We start from the raw sequence: 25,292 nt of genomic DNA, 5'->3' as shown, positions 1-25,292 counted from the left end.
CACGCGTTACGACAAGAACCCGGACAATTTCCTCGCTGCTGTCAAACTGATCGCTGTCCGCATCTGGTGCATCAGTTTATGAGTCTACGCTCTAGTAGGAGCCTTTAAAAAGGTCGGCATGGTCTGAAGCCTTGTCGGCCTTTTCCTGATTTCGGATATAACGTCTAACGACCTGTTCATCGTAGCCGATGGTCGAAACGAAGTATCCTCGCGCCCAAAAGTGATAGCCGCGATATTTGCGCTTCTTTGCATATTTGTTGGCAACGTAAAGCGCCGTCTTGCCCTTCAAAAACCCGACTATGTGCGCCACCGAATATTTCGGTGGGATCGATATCAACATATGCACATGGTCCGGCATCAGGTGTCCTTCTTCTATCCGGCACCCCTTTTGCAAGCTTAATCTGACAAACAGATCCCGTAACTCAAGGCGAAGGTCGCCATATAGCGGCTTCGTGTGGTATTTGCTGCCAAAAACCACATGATATTGGCAGACCCAAGTCGCATGTGTAAGATGGTTATCGTCCATTATAACCTCCGGTTTCGATCACTTCGTGATCCAAGCCGGAGGTTTCTTTCAATCCTCCGCCAGAGGCGAAGGTTTTCTTCTCATGAAACAAAGAGGCGGCAAAAATGCCGCCTCCGTCGTAAAGCTGTTCTTGTTTGTTGCTTGCCGTTTCAATGCATCGGCATCGGACCGACATAATCGGCATGATCATCACCGTTCAGATTGCTCTGCCAGTCCACGATGACCTTCTGTCCAACCCTGACATTGGGATGTGTGTTCGGAAAAAGCTCCCAGCTCTGACCGTTATCCAGCGTCACGACCTGGCTTGTATGGTCATAGGCCTTCAAGGTGCCGATTGTGAAATCTTCTGCGTGTGCAGCAAACGAGAACAGTGAAACACCTGCTGCGACAGCAGCCATAAGATGATAACGCATCTTAGTCTTCCTCCAGACAGCGCAAAACGGGTTGCGCTCCTCCGTCGGGTCCGTCAACTCGCAGATTTCTTCGATGATCCTATCTCCGAAGAACACCAATACCTGCCGGGCCGGGCCTCACTTATCAATTAAGACTAAATCTTCTCTATTTCATGGCATTTTCGATCAATACGGATCACGGCCAATCACAGCTTTGCGACTGATAAGCAACTTTATTCCGGACAGACTGCGCCAACGTAATCTTACAGATTGACGGGCTTGAAAAGAGCACATAGCTTCTGGGTCAAGAGTGCGAAACTCTCCAGTCTGATCAAGCCTGAAACGGCTTCAAGATACTGAAATGTCTTGCAGATTGCGGGTATGATGTAATGGTAGCCTGTCAGCTTCCCAAGCTGAACGCGCGGGTTCGATTCCCGCTACCCGCTCCAACCTCTATAAATCCTCACTATTGACTATTGCTCCGCGTTCATCCCGTCGCGCAGTGCCAAAGCTCCCGATTTCTTTCTCAGTACATTTATAGTTTATATTCATAATTTATAATAATATGAAATTAATAGCAATTACTAGCGATGCAAATGATTGTAAAATAAATATAGAATTCGATCTTATTTAAGAACGAGATAGTTCATGCAGAAATATTCCATTTTGATTGCGGTGGTAACCAGAAACCGTCCGGCAATGCTCGGCACACTTTTAAAGTCATTGGAACGCGTGATTGTGCCGGAACAGGCAACGCTTAATTTTCTTATAGTGGAAAACAATTTCCGCAAAACACTGAATGAGCGAGCTGCATACTTTGCAGCCCGTATGCCGGGCCATGTTGTGCGGTATCGGCTGGAGCAGCGGATCGGCATTTCGCAGTCCCGTAACTGCGCGCTGGATCTTGCGATCAAGAGCGAACATGACTTTCTGGTCTTCATCGATGATGACGAAATTCCCGAGCCAGACTGGCTGGTGGAATTGTTCGCCGAACAACAGCGGGAAAGCCTTGATATTGTCGGCTCGCCCGTGCGCCCAATGCCGATCGAAGGCAAGCTGAACAGCTGGCAGAAATTCGTCTGGTCCGGGTTGGAACGGCTTGCCAGCCGATCTGAGCAAAAATCACGCATGAAATGGGAAAATGGTCTGGCTGGCAGCATCAAAGTGGCAACAGGCAGCTGGATGGGCAGGCTCGACTTCTTTCGCGCGACCAGCCTCAAATTCGACTCCTATTTCGGGCTGACCGGCGGCGAGGACTGGCACCTGTGGGCCAAAGCCAAAACACTCGGAGCGAGAACCGGTTGGGCGCCAGACGCCATCGTCTATGAGACAGTGCCGCTTTGCCGGCTGACGCTCTCCTATCACTTCCGGCGCAATCGCGACCACAACACCACGGAGTTCATGTCGTCCTACAAGAAGAACCCGTCGCGTGCACTCGGCAAACTGCCTTCACTGCTGGCAAGTCGCAGCTGGAAACTGCTGGTCTCCACCATGTCTATTCCGTTGAAAGGCGCACCAGCCGTGCTTGCTTCCGCAACGGCTCTGGGCGGACTCGTTGGATTGCTGCGTGGCTGTCGGGGCAAGCAATCCCTGCACTATGCCAAAACGACCGGGCATTGAGCGACTGCGCGCCACAAACAAAAAAGCCCCGCATAACGGGGCTTTTTTGTATATGGATTTGCAGAGATAATCAGTACCAGCCGACAGCGACCTGCGCTTCTTCGGACATGCGGTCAGCGGTCCACGGCGGATCGAAGGTCATTGAAACCTCGACCATGGAAACACCTTCAACCGCACTAACGGCGTTTTCCACCCAGCCCGGCATCTCGCCAGCCACCGGGCAGCCAGGAGCCGTCAGGGTCATTTCGATCTTCACAGTACGGTCGTCTTCGATATCGATCTTGTAGACGAGACCGAGTTCGTAGATATCCGCCGGGATTTCCGGGTCATACACCGTCTTCAGCGCCGCAATGATATCATCCGTCATGCGCAGGAGTTCCTCCTGCGGAAGGGCAGAGGCAGAGAACACGGCGCTGCCTTCGGCTTTCAGCGTTTCATCGGCAGGCTTGGTTGCAGCCTGATCCTGAACTTTTTGTTCCATCTCGGTCATCCGAAAAACTTTCTCGCCTTTTCCAAGGCTTCCGCCAATGCATCCACTTCAGCGCGGGTATTGTACATGGCAAAGGATGCACGGCATGTAGAGGTGACGCCAAAGCGTTTCAAGAGGGGTTGCGCGCAATGCGTGCCCGCACGCACGGCGACCCCGGCCCTGTCGATCACCATCGACACGTCATGCGCATGGATGCCTTCCAGCGCAAACGAGATGATAGCTCCCTTATCCGGCGCGTTGCCGAAAATGCGGAGCGAATTGATCTTGCCCAGTTGTTCGTGAGCGTAATCGCGCAAATCTTCTTCATGGGCGAGAATGGCGTGGCGGCCGATCTTTTCCATATATTCAAGTGCTGCGCCAAGACCGATCGCCTGAACGATAGGCGGCGTGCCAGCTTCAAACCGGTGTGGCGGATGATTATAGGTCACGTAATCTTCTGTGACTTCCTCGATCATTTCGCCGCCGCCCTGGAAGGGACGCATCTTTTCCAGCATCTCGGCCCGACCGTAAAGAACGCCGATGCCGGACGGGCCATAGACCTTGTGACCGGTGAAAACATACCAGTCACAGCCCAGATCCTGCACGTCGACCGGCAGATGCACCGCGCCCTGACTGCCATCGACCAGCACCGGAATCCCGCGCGCATGGGCAAGTTCAACGATCTTCTTGATCGGCGTCACAGTGCCAAGCGCATTGGACATATGCGTAATGGCGACCAGCTTGGTGCGGTCCGTCAGGCGCTTCTCGAATTCCTCGATGTGGAAGATGCCTTCATCGTCCACCGGAGCGAAAACCAGCTTCGCGCCTTGACGTTCACGAATGAAATGCCATGGCACGATATTGGAGTGGTGCTCCATGATCGAGACCAGAATCTCGTCGCCCTCGCCGATATGCGGCATGCCATAGCCATAGGCGACCGTATTGATCGCTTCAGTGGCATTCTTGGTGAAGACGATCTCGTCTACCGAGCCAGCATTCAGAAAACGCCGAACGCTTTCGCGCGACTTTTCATAGGCGTCGGTTGCGGCATTCGAAAGAAAATGCAGGCCGCGATGCACATTGGCATATTCGTTGGAATAAGCATGCGTCACCGCGTCGATGACGCTCTGCGGCTTCTGCGCCGAAGCGCCATTGTCGAGATAGACAAGCGGCTTGCCGTGTACTTCGCGCGACAGGATCGGAAAATCCCGGCGGATGGCTTCCACGTCATAGGCCGCAACAAGCGGATTCTTCTGGTCCATGATCGTACCTTTCGCCGTTCGGCAGGAAAGGACAGCGCGCATATCAGCGCGCTGTCACTGTCAATCAGGCATGAACGGCGAGCCAGTTGGACAGCACGGCTTCCAGTGCTTCAACCAGCGTTTCGTCTTCCAGCTCTTCGATGATCTCGGCGATAAACGCCTTGATCAGCAGGCCACGTGCTTCATTTTCCGGAACACCGCGAGCCATCAGATAGAACAGATAGTCCTTGGAAAGCTCGGCAACCGTTGCGCCGTGACCGCAGGCCACGTCATCCGCAAAGATTTCAAGTTCCGGCTTGGCATCGAACTCGCCTTCATCCGAAAGCAAGAGCGTGTTGCAGGCCATGCGGGCATCGGTCTTCTGAGCGATCTGCGCAACGCGGATCATGCCCTGGAAAACGCCGCGCGCGCGGTCCTTGACCACGTTGCGGATGATCTGGGTCGAACGGGTGTTTTCCACCAGATGACCGACCGTCATGGTGATGTCGGTGTGGGTATCGTCGGCCAGAAGATTGAGGCCACGAAGCTCGAAGTCGGAGTCTTCACCCGTCACATTGACGTGCACTTCCTGACGAACCAGCTTGCCGCCCGCATTGACGATGTAGAGCGTGAGCTTGGAGCCCTTGCCAATCGTCGCATTGAACTGCGAAAGCTGCGTCGCCTGGCCGAAATCGCGCAGGATAACCCACAGGACTTCTGCACCGTCACCAACCGAAACATGGCTCACCGACGTCGAGAAAGCATCGCCTTCGCCGCCGTTCTGGCGCTCGATGATCGTCGCCTTGACGTCCGAACCAATGCGAACCGGAAAGCGCGTGTGGCCCTGCCCGGTCTTCTGGATGTTCTGGATTTCGAGTGGCGCTTCCAGCTCGGTGCCGTCGGCAATCGAAATCATCCAGCCATCGCTGACATAGGCAGCATTGATCTGGCCGATTGTATCGTCCGTGCCGCGCGTCTTGAGCTGAAGAGCCAGCGAGCCGTCGGCCAGCGCTTCACGCACTGGCGTCACCGACACGCCTTCAGGCGCCCTGGCGTCAAGTGCAACGCCATTGCTGGCAGCCAGAATGGTGGAACCGACAAGCAACGCCGAAAGCGGCTGCGTACCCGCAGAGCTGTCGAATGGTGCAACGCCCTTCAAAAGCGTGCGGAAATCCGTGTAATGCCAGCTTTCAACGCGACGGGATGGAAGCCCGTTGGTCTTGAGCAATTCAAGCGCCGTATCGCGTGCAACAACAACATCGCCATTACCGGACAAAGTGCCGATAAGATCGCCAAAGCTGTCGATCAGCGCGCTTTCAGCAGGCGTCCTCGGCTTTGCGGTCTGAGCGGTCTGGATATTCATAATCCAATCCTCCTCAGGCTGCTTCGCCGATTACTTCGGCATAACCGTTTTCTTCGAGGTGCAGTGCGAGGCTCTTGTCGCCAGACTTGATGACCTGGCCCTTGTAAAGCACGTGCACGCTATCAGGAACGATGTATTCGAGCAGACGCTGATAGTGGGTGATGACGATCACGGCGCGATCTGGCGAACGCAGCGCATTGACACCTTCCGAAACGATCTTCAGCGCATCGATGTCGAGGCCGGAGTCGGTTTCGTCGAGCACGCAAAGGCTTGGCTCCAGAAGCTGCATCTGAAGAATTTCAGCGCGCTTTTTTTCGCCGCCCGAGAAGCCGACATTGAGCGGGCGCTTGAGCATGTTCATGTCGATGTTGAGGCCGCCTGCAACGTCCTTCACGCGCTTGATGAATTCCGGAATCTTCAGTTCCGGCTCGCCACGCGCCTTGCGCTGGCTGTTCATCGCAACCTTCAGGAATTCCATCGTGGCAACGCCCGGTATTTCCATCGGATATTGGAAAGCGAGGAAAATGCCCTTGGCGGCGCGTTCTGCCGGATCGAGTTCGAGGATCGACTCGCCGTTATAGAGAATGTCGCCTTCGGTCACTTCGTAATCGTCGCGACCAGCGAGGATGTAGGACAGAGTGGACTTGCCCGAACCGTTCGGACCCATGATCGCAGCCACTTCACCCTTGTTCACGGTGAGGTTTAGGCCACGGATGATCTCGGTATCCGTGTCGGCGATCTTTGCATGGAGGTTCTTGATCTCAAGCATGAATGTAAACCTTGTTCTAATGCCAGGAAAAGGCTGGCCAGAAAATCTGATGCGAGAAAGGAGGAATGCGTCGGTTAACCGACGCTGCCCTCAAGCGAGATGCCGATAAGCTTCTGAGCTTCGACGGCGAACTCCATCGGCAGTTCCTGAATGACTTCCTTCACGAAGCCATTGACGATGAGAGCGATTGCCTCCTCTTCCGGAATGCCGCGCTGCATCACGTAGAACAGCTGGTCTTCGGAAATCTTGGAGGTGGTTGCCTCGTGCTCGAACTGCGCCGTAGCGTTCTTTGCTTCGATATACGGCACCGTATGCGCGCCGCAATCGTTGCCGATCAGAAGCGAGTCGCACTGGGTGAAGTTGCGGGCATTCTCAGCCTTGCGATGGGCCGAAACCTGTCCGCGATAGGTGTTGTTCGACTTGCCAGCCGAAATACCCTTGGAAATGATGCGGCTCGACGTGTTCTTGCCGAGATGGATCATCTTGGTGCCCGAGTCGATCTGCTGATAGCCGTTCGAAACGGCAATCGAATAGAACTCGCCGCGCGAATTGTCGCCGCGCAGAATGCAGGACGGGTATTTCCAGGTGATGGCGGAACCGGTCTCAACCTGTGTCCAGGAGATCTTGGAATTGTCGCCACGGCAATCGCCACGCTTCGTGACGAAGTTGTAGATGCCGCCCTTGCCGCTGCTATCGCCCGGATACCAGTTCTGGACCGTCGAATATTTGATTTCGGCGTTTTCCATCGCAACCAGTTCAACCACGGCGGCGTGAAGCTGGTTTTCATCGCGCTGCGGCGCGGTGCAACCTTCCAGATAGGAAACATAGGCGCCTTCATCTGCGATGATGAGGGTGCGCTCGAACTGGCCGGTGTTCTTCTCGTTGATACGGAAGTAGGTCGACAGCTCCATCGGGCAGCGAACGCCCTTCGGAACATAGACGAACGAACCGTCCGTGAAGACAGCCGAATTCAGCGTCGCATAATAGTTGTCCGACACCGGAACGACCGACGCCAGATATTTCTGGACCAGTTCCGGATGCTCGCGGATCGCTTCCGAAATCGAGCAGAAGATCACGCCCGCCTTGGACAGTTCTTCCTTGAAGGTCGTCACAACCGACACACTGTCGAACACGGCATCGACGGCCACGCGGCCGGATGCATAGACATTGTCGGAAGGATTGCCGTCGATTTCGCTCGGATCGCCCTGCTTGCGGACGCCAGCAAGAATTTCCTGCTCGCGCAGTGGAATGCCAAGCTTTTCGTAGGTCTTGAGAAGTTCCGGATCGACTTCATCCAGCGACTTCGGGCCGCTCTGGTTCTTCGGGGCCGCGTAATAATAGGCGTCCTGGAAATCGATCTTCGGATAATCGACACGCGCCCAGCTTGGCTCTTCCATGGTGAGCCAGCGTTCATAGGCTTTCAGACGCCATTCCAGCATCCATTCCGGCTCGTTCTTCTTGGCGGAGATGAAGCGAATGATGTCTTCGTTCAGGCCCTTGGGAGCCTTCTCTGCTTCGATCGTCGTTTCGAAGCCGTACTTGTACTGATCCACGTCAAGGCCGCGGACCTGATCAATGGTCTCCTGCACTGCAGGCATTGGCGTTCTCCATCCTCGTCGGGGTCAAGGCCCGACAGTTGCAAACGTCAAGGTGATATGTCTTGAACAATACCGCCTCAATATAGTGTGCGTGGCCCTTCTTTAAAACCTCTCTAAACTGAATTTCAAGCGCCGGTTTCAAATTTGCCCCTAAAAATGCCGATTAAAATGATCAACTTATTGAAACAGTCCGATGAAACGTATCGCAGGGAAATCCAATACCGGCTTTGAAGCGTTGATTTTCCTTCAAAAACTCAGGCGTTCAGGCCGAGCAAAGGAATCATCGGCGCTCTTGCCGTCTGCGGGCTCGCTCATATGTAGTTCAGCAAGGAAGGAAAACCATGATGAGCACCAGTGATCTGCAGGACTATGTGAAATTTCTCGAGCAGCAGGTGAATGACGAGGGCAAAACCATCGAACAGCTGAAGTTCTTTCAGAACGCTCACGACAAGTTTAATATTTCAAACGCCAGTGCTTCCTCCGACATTGCCGACGATATTGCCAAGCGGGAAGAGTTCAAAACCCGCTATGAGGGCTATATCGCGGCCGCAAAGAAGAAACTCGGCCTCGATTTTTAAATCGAGGCTTTTCTGGTGTGGCGTTCTACGATTGTGCGCAGGACCGCGAGAAACGCGTCGACCGAATCCGCACGGACATCCGGCTCCAGCGAAACACGGATCGCGCCGGGACCGTCCTCATGGCCCATGGCGGCCAGTACGTGGCTTGGACCGACCTTACCTGATGAACACGCCGAGCCCGCAGAAAGCGCTATTCCGCCAAGATCGAAGGCGATCTGGACTGTCTCGGCCTTCTGACCGTCGAGCGAGAAGAATGTCGTATTCGGCAGACGGTTGACCGACTTGCCGTGAATGACAGCGCCCGGTGCAATTTCTGCAATGCCCGCTTCCAGTCTGTCCCGCATATCGGAAGACCAGCCGCCTGCATCGAGCCGCTTTTTCGCGACGGCTGCGGCCGCGCCAAAGCCTGCAATCAGCGGCAAAGCCTCAGTGCCCGCACGGTGTCCTTTTTCCTGCCCACCGCCACGCACCAGCGCGCGCGGCATCATAAGGTCGGAAATGGCGATCACTGCGCCGACGCCTTTCGGCCCGCCGATCTTGTGGGACGAAACGATAAGGTAATCGCCGCAATTATCTGAAATATCGAGTGGAATGCGGCCTGCGGCTTGAACAGCATCCACGACATAGATGCCACCAGAGGCCTTCACGATGGCAGCAATTTCCGCCACGGGTTGAATGACGCCGGTTTCGTTATTCGCGGCCTGCACTGCGACAAGCGGCAAGCCTTTGCTCTTGTCATGGGCGGCAAGCGCTTCCGTCAAAACATCGAGCCGCAGAATGCCGTTTTCATCGACCGGCAATGTGGTGATGCTCTCAGCCGTGAACTGGCCGCCAGCGATCATGCATGGGTGTTCGGTCGCACTGACATACAGATGCGAAAGACGGACTGGCGAACGCCCCATCACGTAATTCGGCGTCAAAAGCGTGGATGCAGCTTCGGTCGCGCCGGAGGTGAAGAAGACATGTTCGGGCTTGGCATTGACCAGCGATGCAACGTTGCGGCGCGCCGCTTCAACCAGCGCACGCGCGGCGCGGCCCTCACGATGCACAGAGGACGGATTGCCCGTAACACCCAAAGCCTCGATAACCGCATCCCGCGCTTCATCGAGCAAAGGCGCACTGGCATTATAGTCCAGATACAGCCTCTTGCCGCTCACGTTCACCGTCCCTATCTCCTAAATAACGTCAAGAATGGGCTTCGAGCGCAATTTCCTTGAATTTTCAATCTGGAAAAGCCTATTAAGCCATTCTACGTGCTGAACTTCAGGTTCAGCCTGTCAAAATTTCAAATCGGTTCTAGAAGCGGCGTCCCCCAACGTCAAGTTCGCAGCTTCCGGTCCGGTCTTCCCGTTACAAGCGGAGTACACATGCCAGAAGTCATTTTTAACGGACCTGCCGGACGCCTCGAAGGCCGCTATCAGCCTTCCAAGGAAAAGAATGCGCCCATCGCGCTCATCCTGCACCCGCATCCGCAGTTCGGCGGCACGATGAACAACAAGATCGTCTACGATCTGTTCTACATGTTCCAGCAGCGCGGTTTTACGACACTGCGCTTCAACTTCCGCGGCATCGGTCGCAGCCAGGGCGAATTCGATCACGGCGCAGGCGAATTGTCTGATGCGGCGAGCGCGCTCGACTGGGTACAGGCCCTGCATCCGGATTCCAAGAATTGCTGGGTTGCCGGTTATTCCTTCGGTTCCTGGATTGGCATGCAGCTTCTGATGCGCCGTCCGGAAATCGAAGGCTTCATCTCGGTCGCGCCGCAGCCGAACACCTATGACTTCTCGTTCCTCGCGCCCTGCCCTTCGTCCGGTCTCATCATCCATGGTGATCAGGACAAGGTTGCGCCGCCCAAGGACGTGCAGGCGCTGGTGGACAAGCTCAAGACCCAGAAGGGCATCACCATCACGCAGAACACGATTGAAGGCGCCAACCACTTCTTTGCGGGCCATGGCGACCAGCTGATCGAAGAATGCTCGGAATATCTCGATCGCCGCCTGATGGGTGAACTGGTCGAAGCGCGTCCGAAGCGTCTGCGCTAGGCAACGCTTCAGCTTCAGTCGCAAACCAGATTGACCTGGTCTTATCCGGCGGATCGCTCCGCCGGATTTTTTATGCATAGTGTTTCTCGTCAGGTCGATTCGTTTCTCAGCAGGTGCGCCATGCCGGTCTATGCCCTTCTAGCCATTGCCATCTGCTCCGAAGTCATCGGCACATTGAGCTTGAAAGCTTCCGACGGCTTTACCCGACTTGGCCCATCGGTCGTGGTGATCATCGCCTATGGGCTTGCCTTTTATTTCCTGTCTCTGACCTTGAAGACCATTCCCGTCGGCATTGCCTATGCCGTCTGGTCGGGGATTGGCGTCACACTGGTCGCGCTGATTGGCTGGCTTGTCTTCGGCCAGAAGCTCGACTTTGCCGCCGTGGCTGGCATGGGACTGATCATCGCCGGTGTAATCGTGCTCAATCTGTTTTCAGGCACCGCACAGCATTGAACAGTCGAAGCTGTTGACGAAACCTGCGCAAATTACGTGTTTCCCCAGTCCTTGGGGAGTTTCCTTGTTTTTGGCGGTTGATTGGTGCTAAAGGCCAACTTATCACTTTGTTGTAAGCAGCCGCTTACTCCAGTTTCAACTTCGCCTTATCAGTCAGGAAAAAGGAATGTCCGGTTTCAAATCCGATTTTCTTCGCACGCTTTCCGAGCGTGGCTTCATTCATCAAATCTCTGATGAAAGCGGCCTCGACGAATTGTTGGCCAAGGAAACCGTGACGGCTTATATCGGCTTCGACCCGACGGCACCAAGTCTGCACGCGGGCGGCCTTATCCAGATCATGATGCTGCATTGGTTCCAGCAGACCGGCCACAGGCCTGTAGCCCTGATGGGCGGCGGCACGGGCATGGTTGGCGATCCGTCCTTCAAGGACGAAGCACGCAAGCTGATGACCGAAGATACGATTGCCGAGAACATTGCCGGCATCAAGCGCGTCTTCGCGAACTACCTCACCTTCGGTGATGGCGCCACCGACGCGCTGATGGTGAACAATGCCGACTGGCTGCGCAACATCAATTACCTCGAATTCCTGCGCGACGTGGGCCGTCACTTCTCGGTCAACCGTATGCTGTCCTTCGATTCGGTGAAGACACGCCTCGACCGTGAGCAGTCGCTGTCCTTCCTCGAATTCAACTACATGATCCTGCAGGCTTACGACTTTGTGGAACTGAGCAAGCGCCACGACATCCGTCTGCAAATGGGCGGCTCCGACCAGTGGGGCAATATCATCAACGGTATCGACCTCGGCCATCGCATGGGGACGCCGCAGCTCTACGCTCTGACCTCTCCGCTGTTGACCACCGCTTCTGGCCAGAAGATGGGCAAGTCGTTGGGCGGCGCCATCTGGCTTAATGCAGAAATGCTGAGCGCCTATGACTTCTGGCAATACTGGCGCAACACCGAAGATGCCGACGTGGAGCGCTTCCTGAAGCTCTACACGACGCTTCCGATGGATGAGATCGCCAAGCTGGCAGCGCTCGAAGGCTCCGAGATCAACGAAGCGAAGAAGATCCTCGCGACTGAGATAACGGCTATTCTGCATGGTCGCGACGCAGCTGAGGAATCCGCCGAAACCGCCCGCAAGACCTTTGAAGACGGCGAATTGTCTGAAAATCTTCCGACGGTCGGCGTCCACAAGGCAACGCTCAATAGCGGCATCGGCATTCTGGCGCTGATGGTTCTGGCGGAACTCTGCACGACCAATGGTGAAGCACGCCGTCACGTCGAAGGCGGCGCTGTGCGCATCAATGACGAACCGGTTACCGATCCGCGTATGATGATTGATGCCGGTGCATTGAACGATCAGGGCGTCATCAAGCTGTCGCTCGGCAAGAAGCGCCACGTGCTTATCCGCCCGGCTTGACCTAGCCAGTCGGTGTGAACTGAAATGAATAAAGCCGGGCTTTTCGCCCGGCTTTATTCTTTAAAATTCGAAGATCGAGCGGAAGATGCCCGGCGCAATGATGGAGATCGGATTGACGATCACCTGCGGTTGCTTGGCGCTTCCCGAGAGCTTGTAGGTGATGCCGATAAGGCCACGGTCACGACCGTTGCCCAGCAGCATGCCCACGATAGGCACTTCACCGAACAGGCGGTTGACGCCATAGGCTGGCATGAAGGTGCCTGTGATCGCCATATTGCCTTGCTTGTCGTAAAGCGTTCCCTGGAAGGTGGTCCCGACCGATGGGCCGCGTACCACACCCTTCGACAGGTTTAGATAGCCATCACCCTTTTCAATCAGCGAGAAGCCGCGCTCGATATCAACGCGCGACACATCGATATCACGCTTTACCGCCTGATTGAGGCTCGCACCGCCAGTGGCAGGTGGGCTCGATACGAGCTTGGCCAGACGCGGCTCGTTGATGATCGCGAAGTTACGAGCATCGATCTGCCCGCGCAACGGGCCGTCGCCCTGCGCTGCAAGACCGACGGTGATCTTGCCACCGCGCATCTTGTCGTAGAAGTCGAAGAAGCGCAGCACCGCACCTGCGTCGTTGGACTGGAGCGAGATCGAACGGGCGTCGCCCTGATCATTGTTGGTGGCGACGAATGACTGGCCGGATACGGTCTGGGCATTGACGGACACACCGGCAATGCGGTTGCCCGAGCTCTCATAGGAAATGGCGACATTGCGCAAGGATTCGCCGTTAAAGCCGCTGACCTCATCAACCTGCGCACTCACGACAACGCGTGGCCCCTTGCTTTTGCCGCCGCTGCCCTTGCCGCCCAGATCCGACGCCTGCTTGATCAAGGCGCGCGCATCGAATTGCGATCCGCGCACAGTGACGCGGTAGCCGTTGGCGCCCTTTGTGGCCTTGACGGACAAATCATCATTCCGGTTGAGACGCAATTCGCTGAAATCTGCTGACTGGAAGTCACCCTTGGCAATCGACAGATTGCCCTTCACCCCGAATGCATCGCCATTAAAGACCAGATTGGTGATATCGATCTTGCTCTTGTCGTCCGGGCTCTGCGCGAAATCGAAGGTGGCCTTGGCGGGGACGCCAGCCCCCTTGCGCCATCCGAGCCACGACAGGTCCACCTGTGTCTTGCCAAGATCGGCGGTGACGTGGCGTTTTCCACCGTCCGCCATGCCTAGATCAATCGACATCGGCCCTGAAAAGACGGTGTTCAACCCAGGAAACACTGCGTTGCGGGTTTTGTCGTCGATTTCCAGCCTGATCTTCTGATCCCGTTTGGCCGGGCCGGACAGATTAACCGGCTCGGTCATGGTCACCTTGCCGGGTACGCCGTCGAGTTTTGCATCGGCGGTGATAACGGCGGCTGTCTGGTCGACCTTGATCGTGCCCGTGGCATTGGTGACATTCGAGCCGCCCACCGGCTTTGCAATATCCAGATTATTGAAACCGATATCGGCATTCCATTTCAAGGTGCCGGGCGGTGGGTCTTTCGACACGGCGAAGCTCACCTTCACCTGCGCCTTGACATCACCTGAGACGTCTTCCGGCAGGAACGGCACGTTTTTCAACACATCAATCGGCTTTTTGCCGGCAATCTCGGCGATGGCGGATGCATCGCCCGAAACCGTAATATCGAGATCGGAGATGACCGGGCGCTGCGGGCCCCATGGAATGATCAGCGTGCCGTTGGAAACATCCGCTCTTCTGTTGTTCGCCGTGTAGACGACGCCTTTAGGCAGCTTGATCGTCGTATGCGCGCCGCGAACAGTGATCACGCCATCCGCATCGCGAACTGGCGGCAATTCACCGACAACATCCAGACGCGTGTCGAATACCTTGAAATCGCCCTTGATTTCATCGCCCGTCAGCGGCGGCGGCAGACCTGGACCGTTGAAGCGCCCGGCAGCGAGCGAAATGTCAATCTGGCTGTCCTTTAGTGTACCACCGTAGAGGTTCTTCAACACCCATTCGCGTGCGCCATCGGCCACATCAATTGGCCAGAGATGCTTGGCGTCAGCTACAGGCATTGTTGGAATGCGCAGCATGAAGATCATTTCGGGCGAGCCGTTACCGAACGCCATGCCGCCCTGCCCGTAAAGCTGACCCTTTTCGGTCTTCACATCGAGATTGGCAAACTGAACACGCAACTGGTTCGCCAGAAAACGACCGGATATGCGCGTCGCAAAGGACAGCGGCTGTTCGGTCGATTCCGCTGGCATGCTGGTAGCAGAACTGGTCAGCACCTCGAAACGATAGGCTGGACCGTCCTGATTACCCGCATCTTCCGGCTCCGGTCCGAATGCACCATTGAACTGCGCCTGCAGACCGCCCAATTGTAATTGCGATTGCTTGATCTCGATCTTGCGGCTGCCAACCTTATGCTCAAGGCTTAAGAGCGCGTGGCCGCGAATATCCTCAACCCGCCCCATCTGCATGTCGATGCCATCGACGCCCAGATCAACGCCGAGACGCTCCGGCTGATCGGCGGTCGCCGCCGTGCCGGAAAGCGTGACTTTGGCCTGCCCGTCCAGCTCGAAATGCGCCGGGTTGATCCTGTTATTCGCCATGACAGGCGTTACTTCAGGCGGCGAGCCCAGTTTCACCGGAATATCGTTGATATTGAGCGTGAAGCCTTGGAGGCTGTTATCCGCCACATTGCGATCAATCTTGCCGTCGATCGCTATTCTCTCGCCCTGCCAGATCAGGTCGCCCTTGATGGCGATCTTTCCCTGATCTTCGACCAGTCGCGCGCTCTGGATATTGACGGACTGTTGCCCGTCGCCCGCCTTAAAGCGGATCGTGCTGTTGAAAATGCTGATGGCACGCGTGTCCTGCTGACGCAGAAGCTCCACACTCCTGCGCATGGCCGCAAAAATCTGTTCGGACACCGCGTCGAAATCGACAATGCCGCGCTCATCATAAGGCAAAGATTGCCAGAAACCGTCGCCCTTGGCCTCCGGCATATCGAAAGTCACCCCCTCGACTTCGAGCTGGGCGACGCGAACCGAGCCGGTCAGCAACGGTAGAGGCGACAGACCGAGGCGTACAGACCGGATGCCTTTGATTTCAACGCCTTGCTTGGGATCAGTCACGGAAACGTCGCGCGCTTCCATGGCAACATGGCTGTCCTGATCAAGCGATAGTGCGGCGCTGCCAATCGATGCTGTAGCGCCATCGCCCAGTACGCCGATCAGGGCTTTCTGCGCCTCATTGCGCAAAAGCTCACTATCCACGCCGCCGCGAAGAACGAGAAAACCAGCACCGCCGATGAGAACAAGCAGAATGCAGATCGAAACGAAAGCATGGGAACAACGCGAAATAAAAGACCGCCGCGGACGCAACGGGCTGTCTGCGAGACCATCCGTGCCGTCAGCGGCCAGACGCTCGATTCTGTCCATTTCCCGCTTGCTGAAGCGGATTCGTTTCGGTTTCTCTGTCAATAACCCAGCCAGATATCAAGTGCTGCAATCGACGATTGTTTCATAAAGTGAATCATGAAACAATCGTATGGAATTGATTTAACTCACCCTTTCCATCTGAGATGGTGCCTGCGGTTCAGGCTTGCGTCCATTTTCCGACATTGCGCCAATCTGCGAAACGATGCGGTTTCCATGGTTGCACAAGCGTCACTCGAATGCGATAGCTCGGACTGTAACAGGTGATTTCCATGCTAATCCATAAAAGAAAGGCGCAGATATGGCTCATCCCCAAGTTGGCGAAACGGCACCGGATTTCAGCTTGCCGTCAGATGGACTTTCGGGCGGCGGCCAACTCACCCTGTCATCGCTGAAAGGCAAGCCCGTCGTCCTCTATTTCTATCCCAAGGATGACACGTCCGGCTGCACCAAGGAAGCGATTGCCTTTTCACAATTGAAGCCGGAATTCGACAAAATCGGTGCGCGGGTAATCGGCCTGTCGCCTGACAGCGCCACGAAACATGCCAAGTTTCGCAAAAAGCATGAGCTGACCGTAGATCTCGTTGCAGACGAAGAGCGTACCGCGCTTGAAGCCTACGGCGTATGGGTCGAGAAAAGCATGTATGGCCGCAAATATATGGGCGTCGAACGCACGACCTTTCTGATCGATGCTGCCGGTCGTATCGCGCGTGTCTGGAACAAGGTGAAAGTTGCCGGTCACGCTGAAGAGGTGCTCGAAGCGGCGCGTGCGCTTTAAAGCGGTTTCTGTTTCAGATGCGCGAGACAAAATCACCCGAACAAACACTGCGAGGCAATGCCATTCGTGCCATTGCCTCGGCGGATCTGAACGAAAAAGTACGCCTCACGCGCGAGACAGCTGCACGCTGGTTCGGGCGTACCCTTTCAGTGCGCAGCCCGCTTGACCCGCCCTTGCCGGATCGCCCGGGGCGACCAGCCAAGCCCAAACTTGTGCCGCCGCGTATGATGAAGAAGCGCTCGTTGCACTCAGAACACGGCCGTATCGCGCTCATGCACGCGCTCGCCCATATTGAGCTGAATGCTATTGATCTGGCGCTCGATATCGTGGCGCGCTTTGCCGCCAAACCCATTCCGCGCAGCTTTTTCGATGGCTGGATGAAGGTCGCCGATGACGAGGCTCGCCATTTCACCCTGTTGCGCAATCGCCTGAACGACCTTGGCGCGGATTATGGTGACATGCCCGCCCATGACGGGTTGTGGCAGTCGGCACACCAGACGCGTAACGATCTGGAGGCACGGCTTGCCGTGGTGCCGCTCATACTGGAAGCGCGCGGTCTCGATTTAACGCCTTCACTTCTGGAAAAGATGATCGAAACCGGCGACCACAAAACGGCAGCGATATTGGATGTCATCTACAATGATGAGAAGACCCATGTGGCTGTGGGAGCAAAATGGTTTCGCTTTTTCTGCGCTCGCAATCGCATCGACCCTGTCGCCCGCTTTCAGGAACTGGTGCGCACGAATTTCCGAGGCGATCTCAAGCCGCCATTCAACGATCTGGCGCGTGCCGAAGCCGGTCTGACGCCGTCCTTCTATCGCACTTTGTCTCCGGTTTCGATCTGAGGCTATTTCTGGCCCGCATGGCTGGCGCAAGCCACAAATGCAAAGCTTTGTTAACCCTAATAAGTTGTAATCAAACTTAGGGAATCGGTGCGTTTTCTGAAACGTTCCGCCAAACTTCTGCGGTCCTTACCCTCATTCACAGGCTGAATTCAGGTTCCGGACCGCTCTACTGAGGGGCATGCGGGTGCCATGACAAATAAGCGGGCGAAAACAACGGGAAAGACGGTCTTCGGCGAACGCAAGGAGCCGTCTGTCGTTATTATCGCTCGCGGCGAGAAAATCAGCCATTTTACCTTTCGCCCATGGATGGCCATCGCAGGCGGAGCGGCGTTTCTGGCGCTTTCGGCCGCCTATCTCGGTTCAACCGCCTATCTTGTGCTGCGCGACGATCTGATCAGTTCGGGCATTGCACGGCAGGCGCGCAATCAGCAGCTTTATGAAGACCGCATTTCCTTGCTGCGCACGGAAGTGGACCGCATCACGAGCCGCCAGATGCTCGATCAGCAGGTCATGGAAAACAAGCTTGCCGAACTGATGCAGCGCCAGCAGACGCTGAGCGCACGCGACGGCAAACTAGCACCTTTGCTGGAACGAGCATCGAAGTTGCAGCCAATGCCGGATATGCCGACACAGGCAGCGCCCTTTGCCGAAGAACACAGCCAGCTGATCCCGGATGAAGCGATTGGCGGACGGGATTTCCCCGGAATCGATCCGATCATCACCGGCCCTGTTCCCAAGAACGTAAAGCCGGAGCGTCGTGCAGATGCAGGACCGCTGGGCTTGCGTCTGGCAGGTGGCATGTCGGGTGAATCTACAATCGAAACTTCTGACAAGCTGCTCGCTACCATCAACCAGACCCTGCATCGCATCGAAAGCGAACAGAACGGCAAGGTGCGCAATCTGGCCGATGCAGCTTCTGAAAAAGCAGACTCTATCGTCGATACGTTGAATTCCGCCGGTCTGCGCATTGAAACGTCAGACAGCGCGCATTCCGCTATGGGTGGTCCGCTGATCCCTATTTCAGCGCCGGGCACAGTCATCAATGATTTCGACATGCAGATCCGCAATCTCGACAGCGCGCTCGAGCGGCTCGACAGTGTTCGCAAACAGATCAGGGCGATGCCGCTGGCAAACCCTGCCCCCGGAATGCCGGTAACGAGCCTGTTCGGATATCGCAGCGATCCGTTTTTCGGAAGCGCAGCCTTTCATTCGGGCATTGATTTCCGTGCGGCATACGGCCAAACGGTGAGAGCCACGGCGGCAGGAACGATCACGAAAGCCGGACGTTTCGGCGGCTATGGCAATATGGTCGAGATCGACCACGGCAATGGCTTTGCCACCCGCTTCGCGCATCTGTCACAGGTTCTGGTCCATGACGGCCAGAAGATTGCTCGCGGCGCGGTCGTCGGACAGGCGGGCAGCACCGGGCGCTCGACTGGTAGTCACCTTCATTATGAAGTGCGCGAGAATGGTCGCCCGGTAAACCCAGTCAATTTTCTCAAGGCTGGCAAACAGATAGAGCCGCTGCTTTAGAGCGCGTTTCGATCTGATTAGATCAGATCGGCGCTCCAGCTATTTGTTTGAACGCACATCTTATCCGAAAACCGTTTCACACTTTTCGGGATGTGCTTTAACAACAGGCATAAAAAACCCGGCGTTGAGGCCGGGTTTTTGTTATTCGCAGATTTGGAAGCGATATCAGTCGATATCGTCGATCATCTCGCCACCGCCCTGAATGCGATGGGCAAGTGCTGCTTCCATGAAAGGCGTAACCGCGCCGTCCAGCACTTCCTGCGGATTGGTGCTTTCCACGCCGGTGCGCAGATCCTTCACCAACTGGTATGGTTGCAGAACGTAAGAACGAATCTGGTGACCCCAGCCGATATCGGTCTTGGTGGCATTGGCTGCGTCGGTCGCTTCTTCGCGCTTCTTCAGCTCTTCCTCGTACAAACGCGCACGCAACATGGACCATGCTTTTTCACGGTTCTTGTGCTGCGAACGTTCCGCCTGACACTGCACCACAATACCGGTTGCTATATGCGTGATACGCACAGCGGAGTCGGTCGTGTTAACGTGCTGTCCACCGGCACCTGATGCACGATAGGTATCGATGCGAACATCTGCTTCCGTCACCTGCACATCGATGTTGTCATCGATGACCGGGTAAACCCAGATGCTGGCGAAAGACGTGTGGCGGCGGGCGTTGGAGTCATAGGGCGAGATGCGGACCAGACGATGAACGCCTGATTCGGTTTTCATCATGCCGTATGAGTTGTGCCCCTTGACGAGAATGGTCGCGGACTTGATGCCCGCTTCATCGCCATCGTGCACTTCCATCACCTCGACCTTGCGGCCGTTGCGTTCCGCCCAGCGCGTATACATGCGCAGCAGCATCGACGCCCAGTCCTGGCTTTCCGTACCGCCGGCGCCGGCATGCACTTCGACATAGGTGTCGTTCGCATCAGCTTCGCCCGACAGAAGCATGTCGATCTGGCGACGATCGATCTCGACCTTGAGTTCGCGGATAGTCTTTTCCGCGTCCTCGATGATCGACTTGTCGCCTTCCTCTTCGCCCATGGCGATGAGTTCGATGCTGTCGTTCAATGTCTGGGTAAGCTGATTGATGCCATTAATGCTGTCTTCCAGCTGCTGGCGCTCACGCATCAGCTTCTGGGCTTCCTGGGCATCATTCCAAAGTGTGGGATCTTCGGCTCTCTGGTTGAGATAGCCGAGACGTTTTATCGCCTGATCCCAGTCAAAGATGCCTCCTCAGCAGGCTTATGGCCTGCTTGATTTCGTCAACCAGCGTCTCGATTTCCGCGCGCATGGGCAAATCGTTCCTTCAGTAATTCGTATTTGAGTGGGAAACCAAGCCAAACGCAAAGTCCGGCTCTTCATTTCCAGCATCGGACAGTCTGTCCAAGCGCCGCGGACCATAGTGACGACGCCCTGCCGTGTAAAGGGAAAAGCCCTTTATTCCAATCAGTAAAGTCCGCCGGAACCTGAGCTGATCGCGCGCGTCGCCTGCGGCGATTGCGGCGCGACAGGCGAGCCTTCGCGGAACGAATCCATACCGATAACCGAATAGCTGTCCGACGGACCGGTACCCGGCTTGAAGGCTTCCATGATGAGGTTCGGGTCGCCTTCATTGGTGCGCATGCCGGTCTTGCGGTTGATCGCAATCAGCGTCATGCCTTCCGGCACGCGGAAGTCCACCTTGGGCGTACCGACCAGAGCCTGCTCCATGAACGACTTGAACACCGGCGCAGCCAGACCGCCGCCCGTGCCGCCGCGTCCGAGCGATGCCGGCGTGTCGTAGCCCATGAAGACGCCGACCACGAGATCAGGCGTAAAGCCGACGAACCATGCATCCTTTTCGTCATTCGACGTGCCGGTCTTGCCAGCCAGCGGACGGTCGAGGCTCTTCAGGATCTGCGCCGTACCGCGCTGAACAACGCCTTCCATCATCGATGTGATCTGATAGGCGGTCATGGGATCCAGAACCTGATCGCGATTGTCGATCAGGGTCGGTTCTTCCTGATTGGCCCAATCCTGCGCGTTGCAGCCTTCGCACTGGCGTCCATCGTGCTTGAACACGGTCTTGCCGTAGCGGTCCTGAATACGGTCGATCATCGACGGGGTGATGCTCTGGCCGCCATTGGCGATGACGGAATAGGCCGTCACCATGCGCAGCACGGTGGTTTCACCCGCACCGAGCGACATCGAGAGAACCGGCAGCATCTTGTCGTAAACACCGAAACGTTCGGCATATTCAGCGACAAGCTTCATGCCCATGTCCTGCGCCAAGCGCACGGTCATGACGTTACGCGACTGCTCGATACCGTAGCGGAGCGTGGACGGACCGGCAAACTTGCCGGAATAGTTCTTCGGAGCCCAGACACCGAGCGAACCGCCCTGGTTCACTTCCAGCGGACCGTCGAGAACCACGGATGCCGGTGTGTAACCATTGTCGAGCGCTGCCGAATAGACGAACGGCTTGAACGACGAACCCGGCTGGCGATAGGCCTGCGTGGCGCGGTTGAACTCGGACTCCGCATAAGAGAAGCCGCCGACCATCGACAGAACACGGCCCGTATGCGGGTCCATCGCGACGAGTGCGCCCTCAAGCTTCGGCGGCTGCTGAAGCCTGAAGCCGTTGCCTTCCTTCGCGACATAAATGATGTCGCCGGTGTTGAGCACGCCTTCCGGCGACTTCGCACTGCTGCGCTTGCCGCCAATATTGGTGACGCGCATCGCCCACTTCATGTCGTCGGCCGAGATAAAGGCGCGCTTGCGTTCCTTGCTGCGCGATCCCGACGCTTCAATTTCCGGCTGAAGGCCTATATCGGCGCCCGCAGCGGAAACATTGAGCACGATGGCAAGCTGCCATTCCGGGACGTCCGCATAGGACTGCATGTCGCCAAACGCCGTGCCCCAGTCATTGCCGAGTTCGACGTTTTTCAGCGGGCCGCGCCAGCCGCGCGCTTCATCATAGCGAAGCAGCGCCGATTGCAGCGACTTGCGCGCTTCAACCTGCAAAGTCGGGTTCAGCGTGGTGCGGACGGACAGGCCGCCTTCATAAAGGGCATCGACGCCATATTTCTGGATGATCTGGCGACGCACTTCCTCGGTGAAATATTCCGAGGCAAAGACGTAATGCGTATCGCTACGCGAGGTGACACCGAGCGGCTGCTTCTTGGCGTCTTCCGCTTCCGCCGTCGTGATGTAGCCATTTTCGGCCATACGATCGATCACCCAGTTGCGGCGCTCCATAGCGCGCGCTGGCTGACGGAAGGGATGATAATTGTTCGGACCTTTCGGGAGCGCAGCAAGATAAGCGCTTTCAGCGATGTTCAGTTCGCCGACCGACTTGTCGAAATAGGTCAGCGCCGCGCTGGCGATACCGTAAGAGCCAAGACCGAAGAAAATTTCGTTCAGGTAAAGTTCGAGAATGCGATCCTTGGAATAGGCCTGCTCAATGCGCATGGCCAGAATCGCTTCGCGGATCTTGCGGTCATAGGTCTGGGTCGAGGACAGGAGGAAGTTCTTCGCCACCTGCTGCGTGATGGTCGATGCGCCCATCGGACGACGACCCGAGCCAATATTCTTGACGTTGGTCAGAACAGCGCGTGCCAGACCGCCGAAATCAAGACCGTGATGTTCGTAGAAGGTCTTGTCTTCAGCGGAGATGAACGCAGCCTTGACCCGGTTTGGCACAGCCTGGATCGGCAGATACATGCGGCGTTCGCGTGCAAACTCCGCCATCAGGCTGCCGTCCGACGCATGAACGCGGGTCATCACGGGGGGCTCGTACTTGGCGAGCACTTCATAATCGGGCAAATCTTTGGAAAGGTTTCCCACGTAAAGGGCAACGCCGCCTGCCACCAGAAGCATCAGCACCGTTCCGATTCCGAAGAAATATCCGATAAGCCTTACCATATTCGCAGAATCCTGCCGTCAGATTAGTCCCATGATAAGCGTCTAAGCGCCAACCGCCAACCCACGAGCCTCGCAAGGTCTCATGATATCAGGGCTTAGTGACCACCAAATGCGTCAAACGCAAGATCGTTTGTCGGTTTTAACAGAATTAACGCCTTTACGCTCGATCCCCGTACAAAAATCCGACAAACTGTTGCACGCATGCATCGTTGTGTAGACCCATAACCTGCGATCAACCTTTTGTTACAACAGCTGGCCGCCGTAATGTTTCGAACGACTTAATTGCCAGCGCAAGCCGGTCAGCAAGTTTTTTACGCCATTCCGGGTTGCTTATCAGTTTTTCGTCTTCCGCATTGGACAGATAGCCAATCTCGATCAGCACCGACGGCACATCCGGCGCGCGCAGGACCTGAAACCCTGCGAAACGATGCGGATTGTTGATGAGATTCACCTGCCCCTGCAAATGCGAGATCACCCTTTCCGCAAAGCTCAGCGAGAAAGTGTGTGTCTCGCGGCGCGTCAGATCGAGCAGAATATCGGCAACTTCCGGCATTTCGTCGGGCGCAGCACCGCCAAGATTGTCGGATTTGTTTTCACGCTCCGCCATTGCACGCGCCACGGCATCAGACGCCTTGTCCGAAATCGTATAAACCGTCGCACCACGAATATCGTTCTGGTTGATCGTATCCGCATGGATCGAGATAAACAGATCAGCCTCATGCTGGCGCGCAATGCGAACGCGCTCGGAAAGACGAAGATAAGTATCGTCGTCACGGGTCATCAGGACCTGAACGCCCTTTTCCTGCGCCAGACGGTCACGCAATTCGACGCCGAAGGCCAGCGTCAGGTCTTTTTCCTTGATGCCGCTCAGGCTCTCGGCTCCACTGTCGATGCCCCCGTGACCCGGATCGATCATGACCGTGAAGGGACGAGCCTCGCTTTTGCCCGTGTCCGTGGCTGCGGCAGTTTTGCGCTCGGTAGAACTGGTGATTTCGGAATGCCCTTGCAGCTGCGCCGCGAATTCCCGGTCCGAGCTTGCAACAATATCCGCGACGAGACGATAACCGGACGCGCTTTCATTTTTCAGAACGCGCAGGTCTTCAACCTTGAACGGGCCGCGCAAAGTCAGAATGAGACGTGAACGCCCCTTCCCCGCAAGACCGTAGCGGACATGGGAAACAAGGCCTCTTGCTTCGACGCTCTTTTCATCAAAGCCAAAGCGAGTCTCGGGCAGCTCGATCACCAGACGATGCGGATTATCGAATAGACGTGTCGTCAATGTCGGCTCGTGGTCGAACATCACGACGATGCGGGTGCGCAGATCATCGCCAGCCATGCGGAATGTGAGAGCCGTCAGCGGCTTGTCGTTCTGCTCGGCAGCCAAAGCGGCGCCAATCTGAAAGAGACCAACAAAGAAAAAGACAGCGAGCACGAGCCATTGCCGCACGCCGGAAGAGATTGTCGTTGCTTTTTCACCGTTTCGAAAATGCATTCGCCACACGATCGACTAAAATTGAATTGGTGACACCAATTAGCGATGCCAGCGCGTTCTATGTGCGCCTCAATGCGCGATTGTCCATCCGACCCGCCGCACGCAACTCTTCAAACTGTCGTACAGAACTACGGTTAACGAAGGATTTCCAGCCGCAATTGAGCCGCGAATATCACCTACACTCGGGTTACGACGAAATTGCGATGCGGATGTCAACTGATATTCGTACTTGTCATCATGCATCCGACGCCATAAAAGCTAATGCAGGTTACGGGTTAGCTGTCAGAATCGTTTGCCGGTTTTTAAATATGACCGGAGAGAACGAGAGCGAGAACAGTGGTTTATACGCTCACAGTCCCGGTGGCCGGAACAGAATTCAGTGGAGATGTGGCTCCCCCGCCCTCCACTTTTGATTGGTCGATTGCGCATTGTTACGCGCTGTCGCCACCGCATCGAACTTAAAGCCGGGTCTGGCTTCAGGATAGAACGGTGCGTGGATTTGAGAATTTAAGGTGTCCTTGTGCGCCCAGATGGACGCACGGCACTTTAATGCTCGAGAAGAGCAACGAAATCGGCCCGGTCTCCGGGTCATATATTGAGGTCGTTTCGTTCGGAACAGCTATGGGTCTAGTAAGACTGACCATTGCAAGCCTGAAGACCGTGATCGCCATGAGGCCGTCGCGCGTAAAGGCAGCAGCTTATTTTCCGGCGAACCCAGAACCATCCGGCAGATGCAACACGGTTAGGTCGGCAGCCTTCAGGGCTTCGTCCGGCGCACGTGTATTGCGTCTTCGCGCCGGCAGGAAAGACAATA

At 56.0% G+C, this 25,292-nt stretch carries 20 protein-coding genes, 1 tRNA gene and 2 pseudogenes; 10 read left to right on the top strand and 13 right to left on the bottom strand.

The annotated features are described in order from the left end of the window. A pseudogene (locus tag QBD01_RS06625) lies at positions 1-82 on the top strand (IS5/IS1182 family transposase); the annotation flags it as partial. Positions 83-91: 9 nt separating this feature from the next. Here QBD01_RS06625 and tnpA read toward each other — a convergent pair. Together tnpA and QBD01_RS06615 are read right to left on the bottom strand one after the other, a co-directional pair. Further along, entirely contained in the window at positions 92-526 is a 435-nt protein-coding gene (tnpA, locus tag QBD01_RS06620; RefSeq protein WP_280992069.1) for an IS200/IS605 family transposase, read from the bottom strand. Between the two features lie 149 nt (positions 527-675). Beyond that, entirely contained in the window at positions 676-939 is a 264-nt protein-coding gene (locus tag QBD01_RS06615) for a hypothetical protein (protein WP_182520366.1), read from the bottom strand. A gap of 354 nt (positions 940-1,293) precedes the next feature. On the opposite strand from QBD01_RS06615, the gene QBD01_RS06610 reads away from it, so the two are divergent. Both QBD01_RS06610 and QBD01_RS06605 read left to right on the top strand, forming a co-directional pair. Beyond that, positions 1,294-1,367: transfer RNA gene (locus tag QBD01_RS06610), tRNA-Gly, on the top strand. 199 nt (positions 1,368-1,566) lie between these two features. Continuing rightward, on the top strand, positions 1,567-2,538 hold the full coding sequence (locus tag QBD01_RS06605) for a glycosyltransferase (protein WP_280992068.1): 972 nt from the start codon (positions 1,567-1,569) through the stop codon (positions 2,536-2,538). Positions 2,539-2,608: 70 nt separating this feature from the next. On the opposite strand, the gene QBD01_RS06600 is transcribed toward QBD01_RS06605, so the two are convergent. From QBD01_RS06600 to sufB, 5 genes are all read right to left on the bottom strand, one after another. Beyond that, complete coding sequence (locus tag QBD01_RS06600) at positions 2,609-3,028, bottom strand: SUF system Fe-S cluster assembly protein (protein ID WP_280992067.1); 420 nt, start codon at positions 3,026-3,028, stop codon at positions 2,609-2,611. Beyond that, complete coding sequence (locus QBD01_RS06595) at positions 3,025-4,269, bottom strand: cysteine desulfurase (protein ID WP_280992066.1); 1,245 nt, start codon at positions 4,267-4,269, stop codon at positions 3,025-3,027. Before QBD01_RS06595 ends, QBD01_RS06600 begins: the two co-directional genes overlap by 4 nt. Positions 4,270-4,333: 64 nt before the next feature. Next, a complete protein-coding gene (gene sufD, locus QBD01_RS06590; protein WP_280992065.1) occupies positions 4,334-5,611 on the bottom strand; it encodes a Fe-S cluster assembly protein SufD in 1,278 nt (425 codons plus the stop codon). Between the two features lie 13 nt (positions 5,612-5,624). Continuing rightward, positions 5,625-6,380: a Fe-S cluster assembly ATPase SufC gene (gene sufC, locus QBD01_RS06585; protein WP_078338532.1), complete on the bottom strand. Its 756-nt coding sequence runs from the start codon at positions 6,378-6,380 to the stop codon at positions 5,625-5,627. 74 nt (positions 6,381-6,454) lie between these two features. After that, positions 6,455-7,978: a Fe-S cluster assembly protein SufB gene (gene sufB, locus QBD01_RS06580; RefSeq protein WP_078338531.1), complete on the bottom strand. Its 1,524-nt coding sequence runs from the start codon at positions 7,976-7,978 to the stop codon at positions 6,455-6,457. 341 nt (positions 7,979-8,319) lie between these two features. Here sufB and QBD01_RS06575 point away from each other — a divergent pair, with 341 nt between their 5' ends. Beyond that, positions 8,320-8,556, top strand: a complete 237-nt coding sequence (locus QBD01_RS06575) for a hypothetical protein (RefSeq protein WP_280992064.1) — start codon at positions 8,320-8,322, stop codon at positions 8,554-8,556. On the opposite strand, the gene QBD01_RS06570 is transcribed toward QBD01_RS06575, so the two are convergent. Next, positions 8,553-9,719 (bottom strand): cysteine desulfurase family protein, encoded by a 1,167-nt coding sequence (locus QBD01_RS06570; RefSeq protein ID WP_280992063.1) that lies wholly within the window; start codon positions 9,717-9,719, stop codon positions 8,553-8,555. The two genes, QBD01_RS06575 and QBD01_RS06570, sit on opposite strands and share 4 nt — an antisense overlap. A 204-nt stretch (positions 9,720-9,923) precedes the next feature. On the opposite strand from QBD01_RS06570, the gene QBD01_RS06565 reads away from it, so the two are divergent. From QBD01_RS06565 to tyrS, 3 genes are all read left to right on the top strand, one after another. Further along, positions 9,924-10,598 (top strand): alpha/beta hydrolase, encoded by a 675-nt coding sequence (locus tag QBD01_RS06565; RefSeq protein ID WP_078338528.1) that lies wholly within the window; start codon positions 9,924-9,926, stop codon positions 10,596-10,598. Between the two features lie 120 nt (positions 10,599-10,718). Further along, positions 10,719-11,051 carry a multidrug efflux SMR transporter gene (locus tag QBD01_RS06560; RefSeq protein ID WP_182520483.1) on the top strand — a complete coding sequence of 111 codons (333 nt, stop codon included), beginning with the start codon at positions 10,719-10,721 and terminating at the stop codon, positions 11,049-11,051. Between the two features lie 166 nt (positions 11,052-11,217). After that, the gene (gene tyrS / locus QBD01_RS06555) at positions 11,218-12,471 is read left to right on the top strand and encodes a tyrosine--tRNA ligase (RefSeq protein ID WP_138785018.1); all 1,254 of its coding nucleotides are present in this window, start codon (positions 11,218-11,220) and stop codon (positions 12,469-12,471) included. Between the two features lie 60 nt (positions 12,472-12,531). Here the strand turns inward: tyrS and QBD01_RS06550 are convergent, their stop codons facing one another. Further along, positions 12,532-15,927, bottom strand: coding sequence for a DUF3971 domain-containing protein (locus QBD01_RS06550; protein WP_280992062.1), 3,396 nt, complete (start codon positions 15,925-15,927; stop codon positions 12,532-12,534). A gap of 298 nt (positions 15,928-16,225) precedes the next feature. Between QBD01_RS06550 and QBD01_RS06545 the strand changes: the two genes are divergently transcribed. From QBD01_RS06545 to QBD01_RS06535, 3 genes are all read left to right on the top strand, one after another. Further along, on the top strand, positions 16,226-16,702 hold the full coding sequence (locus tag QBD01_RS06545; RefSeq protein WP_280992061.1) for a peroxiredoxin: 477 nt from the start codon (positions 16,226-16,228) through the stop codon (positions 16,700-16,702). Between the two features lie 17 nt (positions 16,703-16,719). Then, positions 16,720-17,547 (top strand): ferritin-like domain-containing protein, encoded by an 828-nt coding sequence (locus QBD01_RS06540; RefSeq protein WP_280992060.1) that lies wholly within the window; start codon positions 16,720-16,722, stop codon positions 17,545-17,547. Between the two features lie 189 nt (positions 17,548-17,736). Beyond that, positions 17,737-19,080, top strand: a complete 1,344-nt coding sequence (locus QBD01_RS06535) for a M23 family metallopeptidase (protein WP_280992059.1) — start codon at positions 17,737-17,739, stop codon at positions 19,078-19,080. 165 nt (positions 19,081-19,245) lie between these two features. On the opposite strand, the gene prfB is transcribed toward QBD01_RS06535, so the two are convergent. The 4 genes and pseudogenes from prfB to QBD01_RS06515 all read right to left on the bottom strand — a co-directional run. Then, a protein-coding gene (gene prfB / locus QBD01_RS06530) for a peptide chain release factor 2 (protein WP_182520354.1) occupies positions 19,246-20,374 on the bottom strand; the annotation gives its coding sequence in 2 pieces (ribosomal slippage) (positions 19,246-20,304 and positions 20,306-20,374; 1,128 coding nt in all). Positions 20,375-20,529: 155 nt separating this feature from the next. Then, positions 20,530-22,986 (bottom strand): penicillin-binding protein 1A, encoded by a 2,457-nt coding sequence (locus QBD01_RS06525; RefSeq protein ID WP_280992058.1) that lies wholly within the window; start codon positions 22,984-22,986, stop codon positions 20,530-20,532. Positions 22,987-23,218: 232 nt separating this feature from the next. Further along, the gene (locus QBD01_RS06520; RefSeq protein WP_280992057.1) at positions 23,219-24,478 is read right to left on the bottom strand and encodes an N-acetylmuramoyl-L-alanine amidase; all 1,260 of its coding nucleotides are present in this window, start codon (positions 24,476-24,478) and stop codon (positions 23,219-23,221) included. A 632-nt stretch (positions 24,479-25,110) separates the two neighbouring features. Continuing rightward, positions 25,111-25,290 (bottom strand): annotated as a pseudogene (locus tag QBD01_RS06515) (hypothetical protein); the annotation flags it as partial. Positions 25,291-25,292: the final 2 nt, after the last annotated feature.

Origin of the sequence: Ochrobactrum sp. 19YEA23, assembly GCF_029909865.1 — a bacterium.
GTDB classification, from domain to species: Bacteria; Pseudomonadota; Alphaproteobacteria; order Rhizobiales; family Rhizobiaceae; genus Brucella; species Brucella gambitense.
This window is presented reverse-complemented; position numbering and strand designations above follow the sequence as displayed.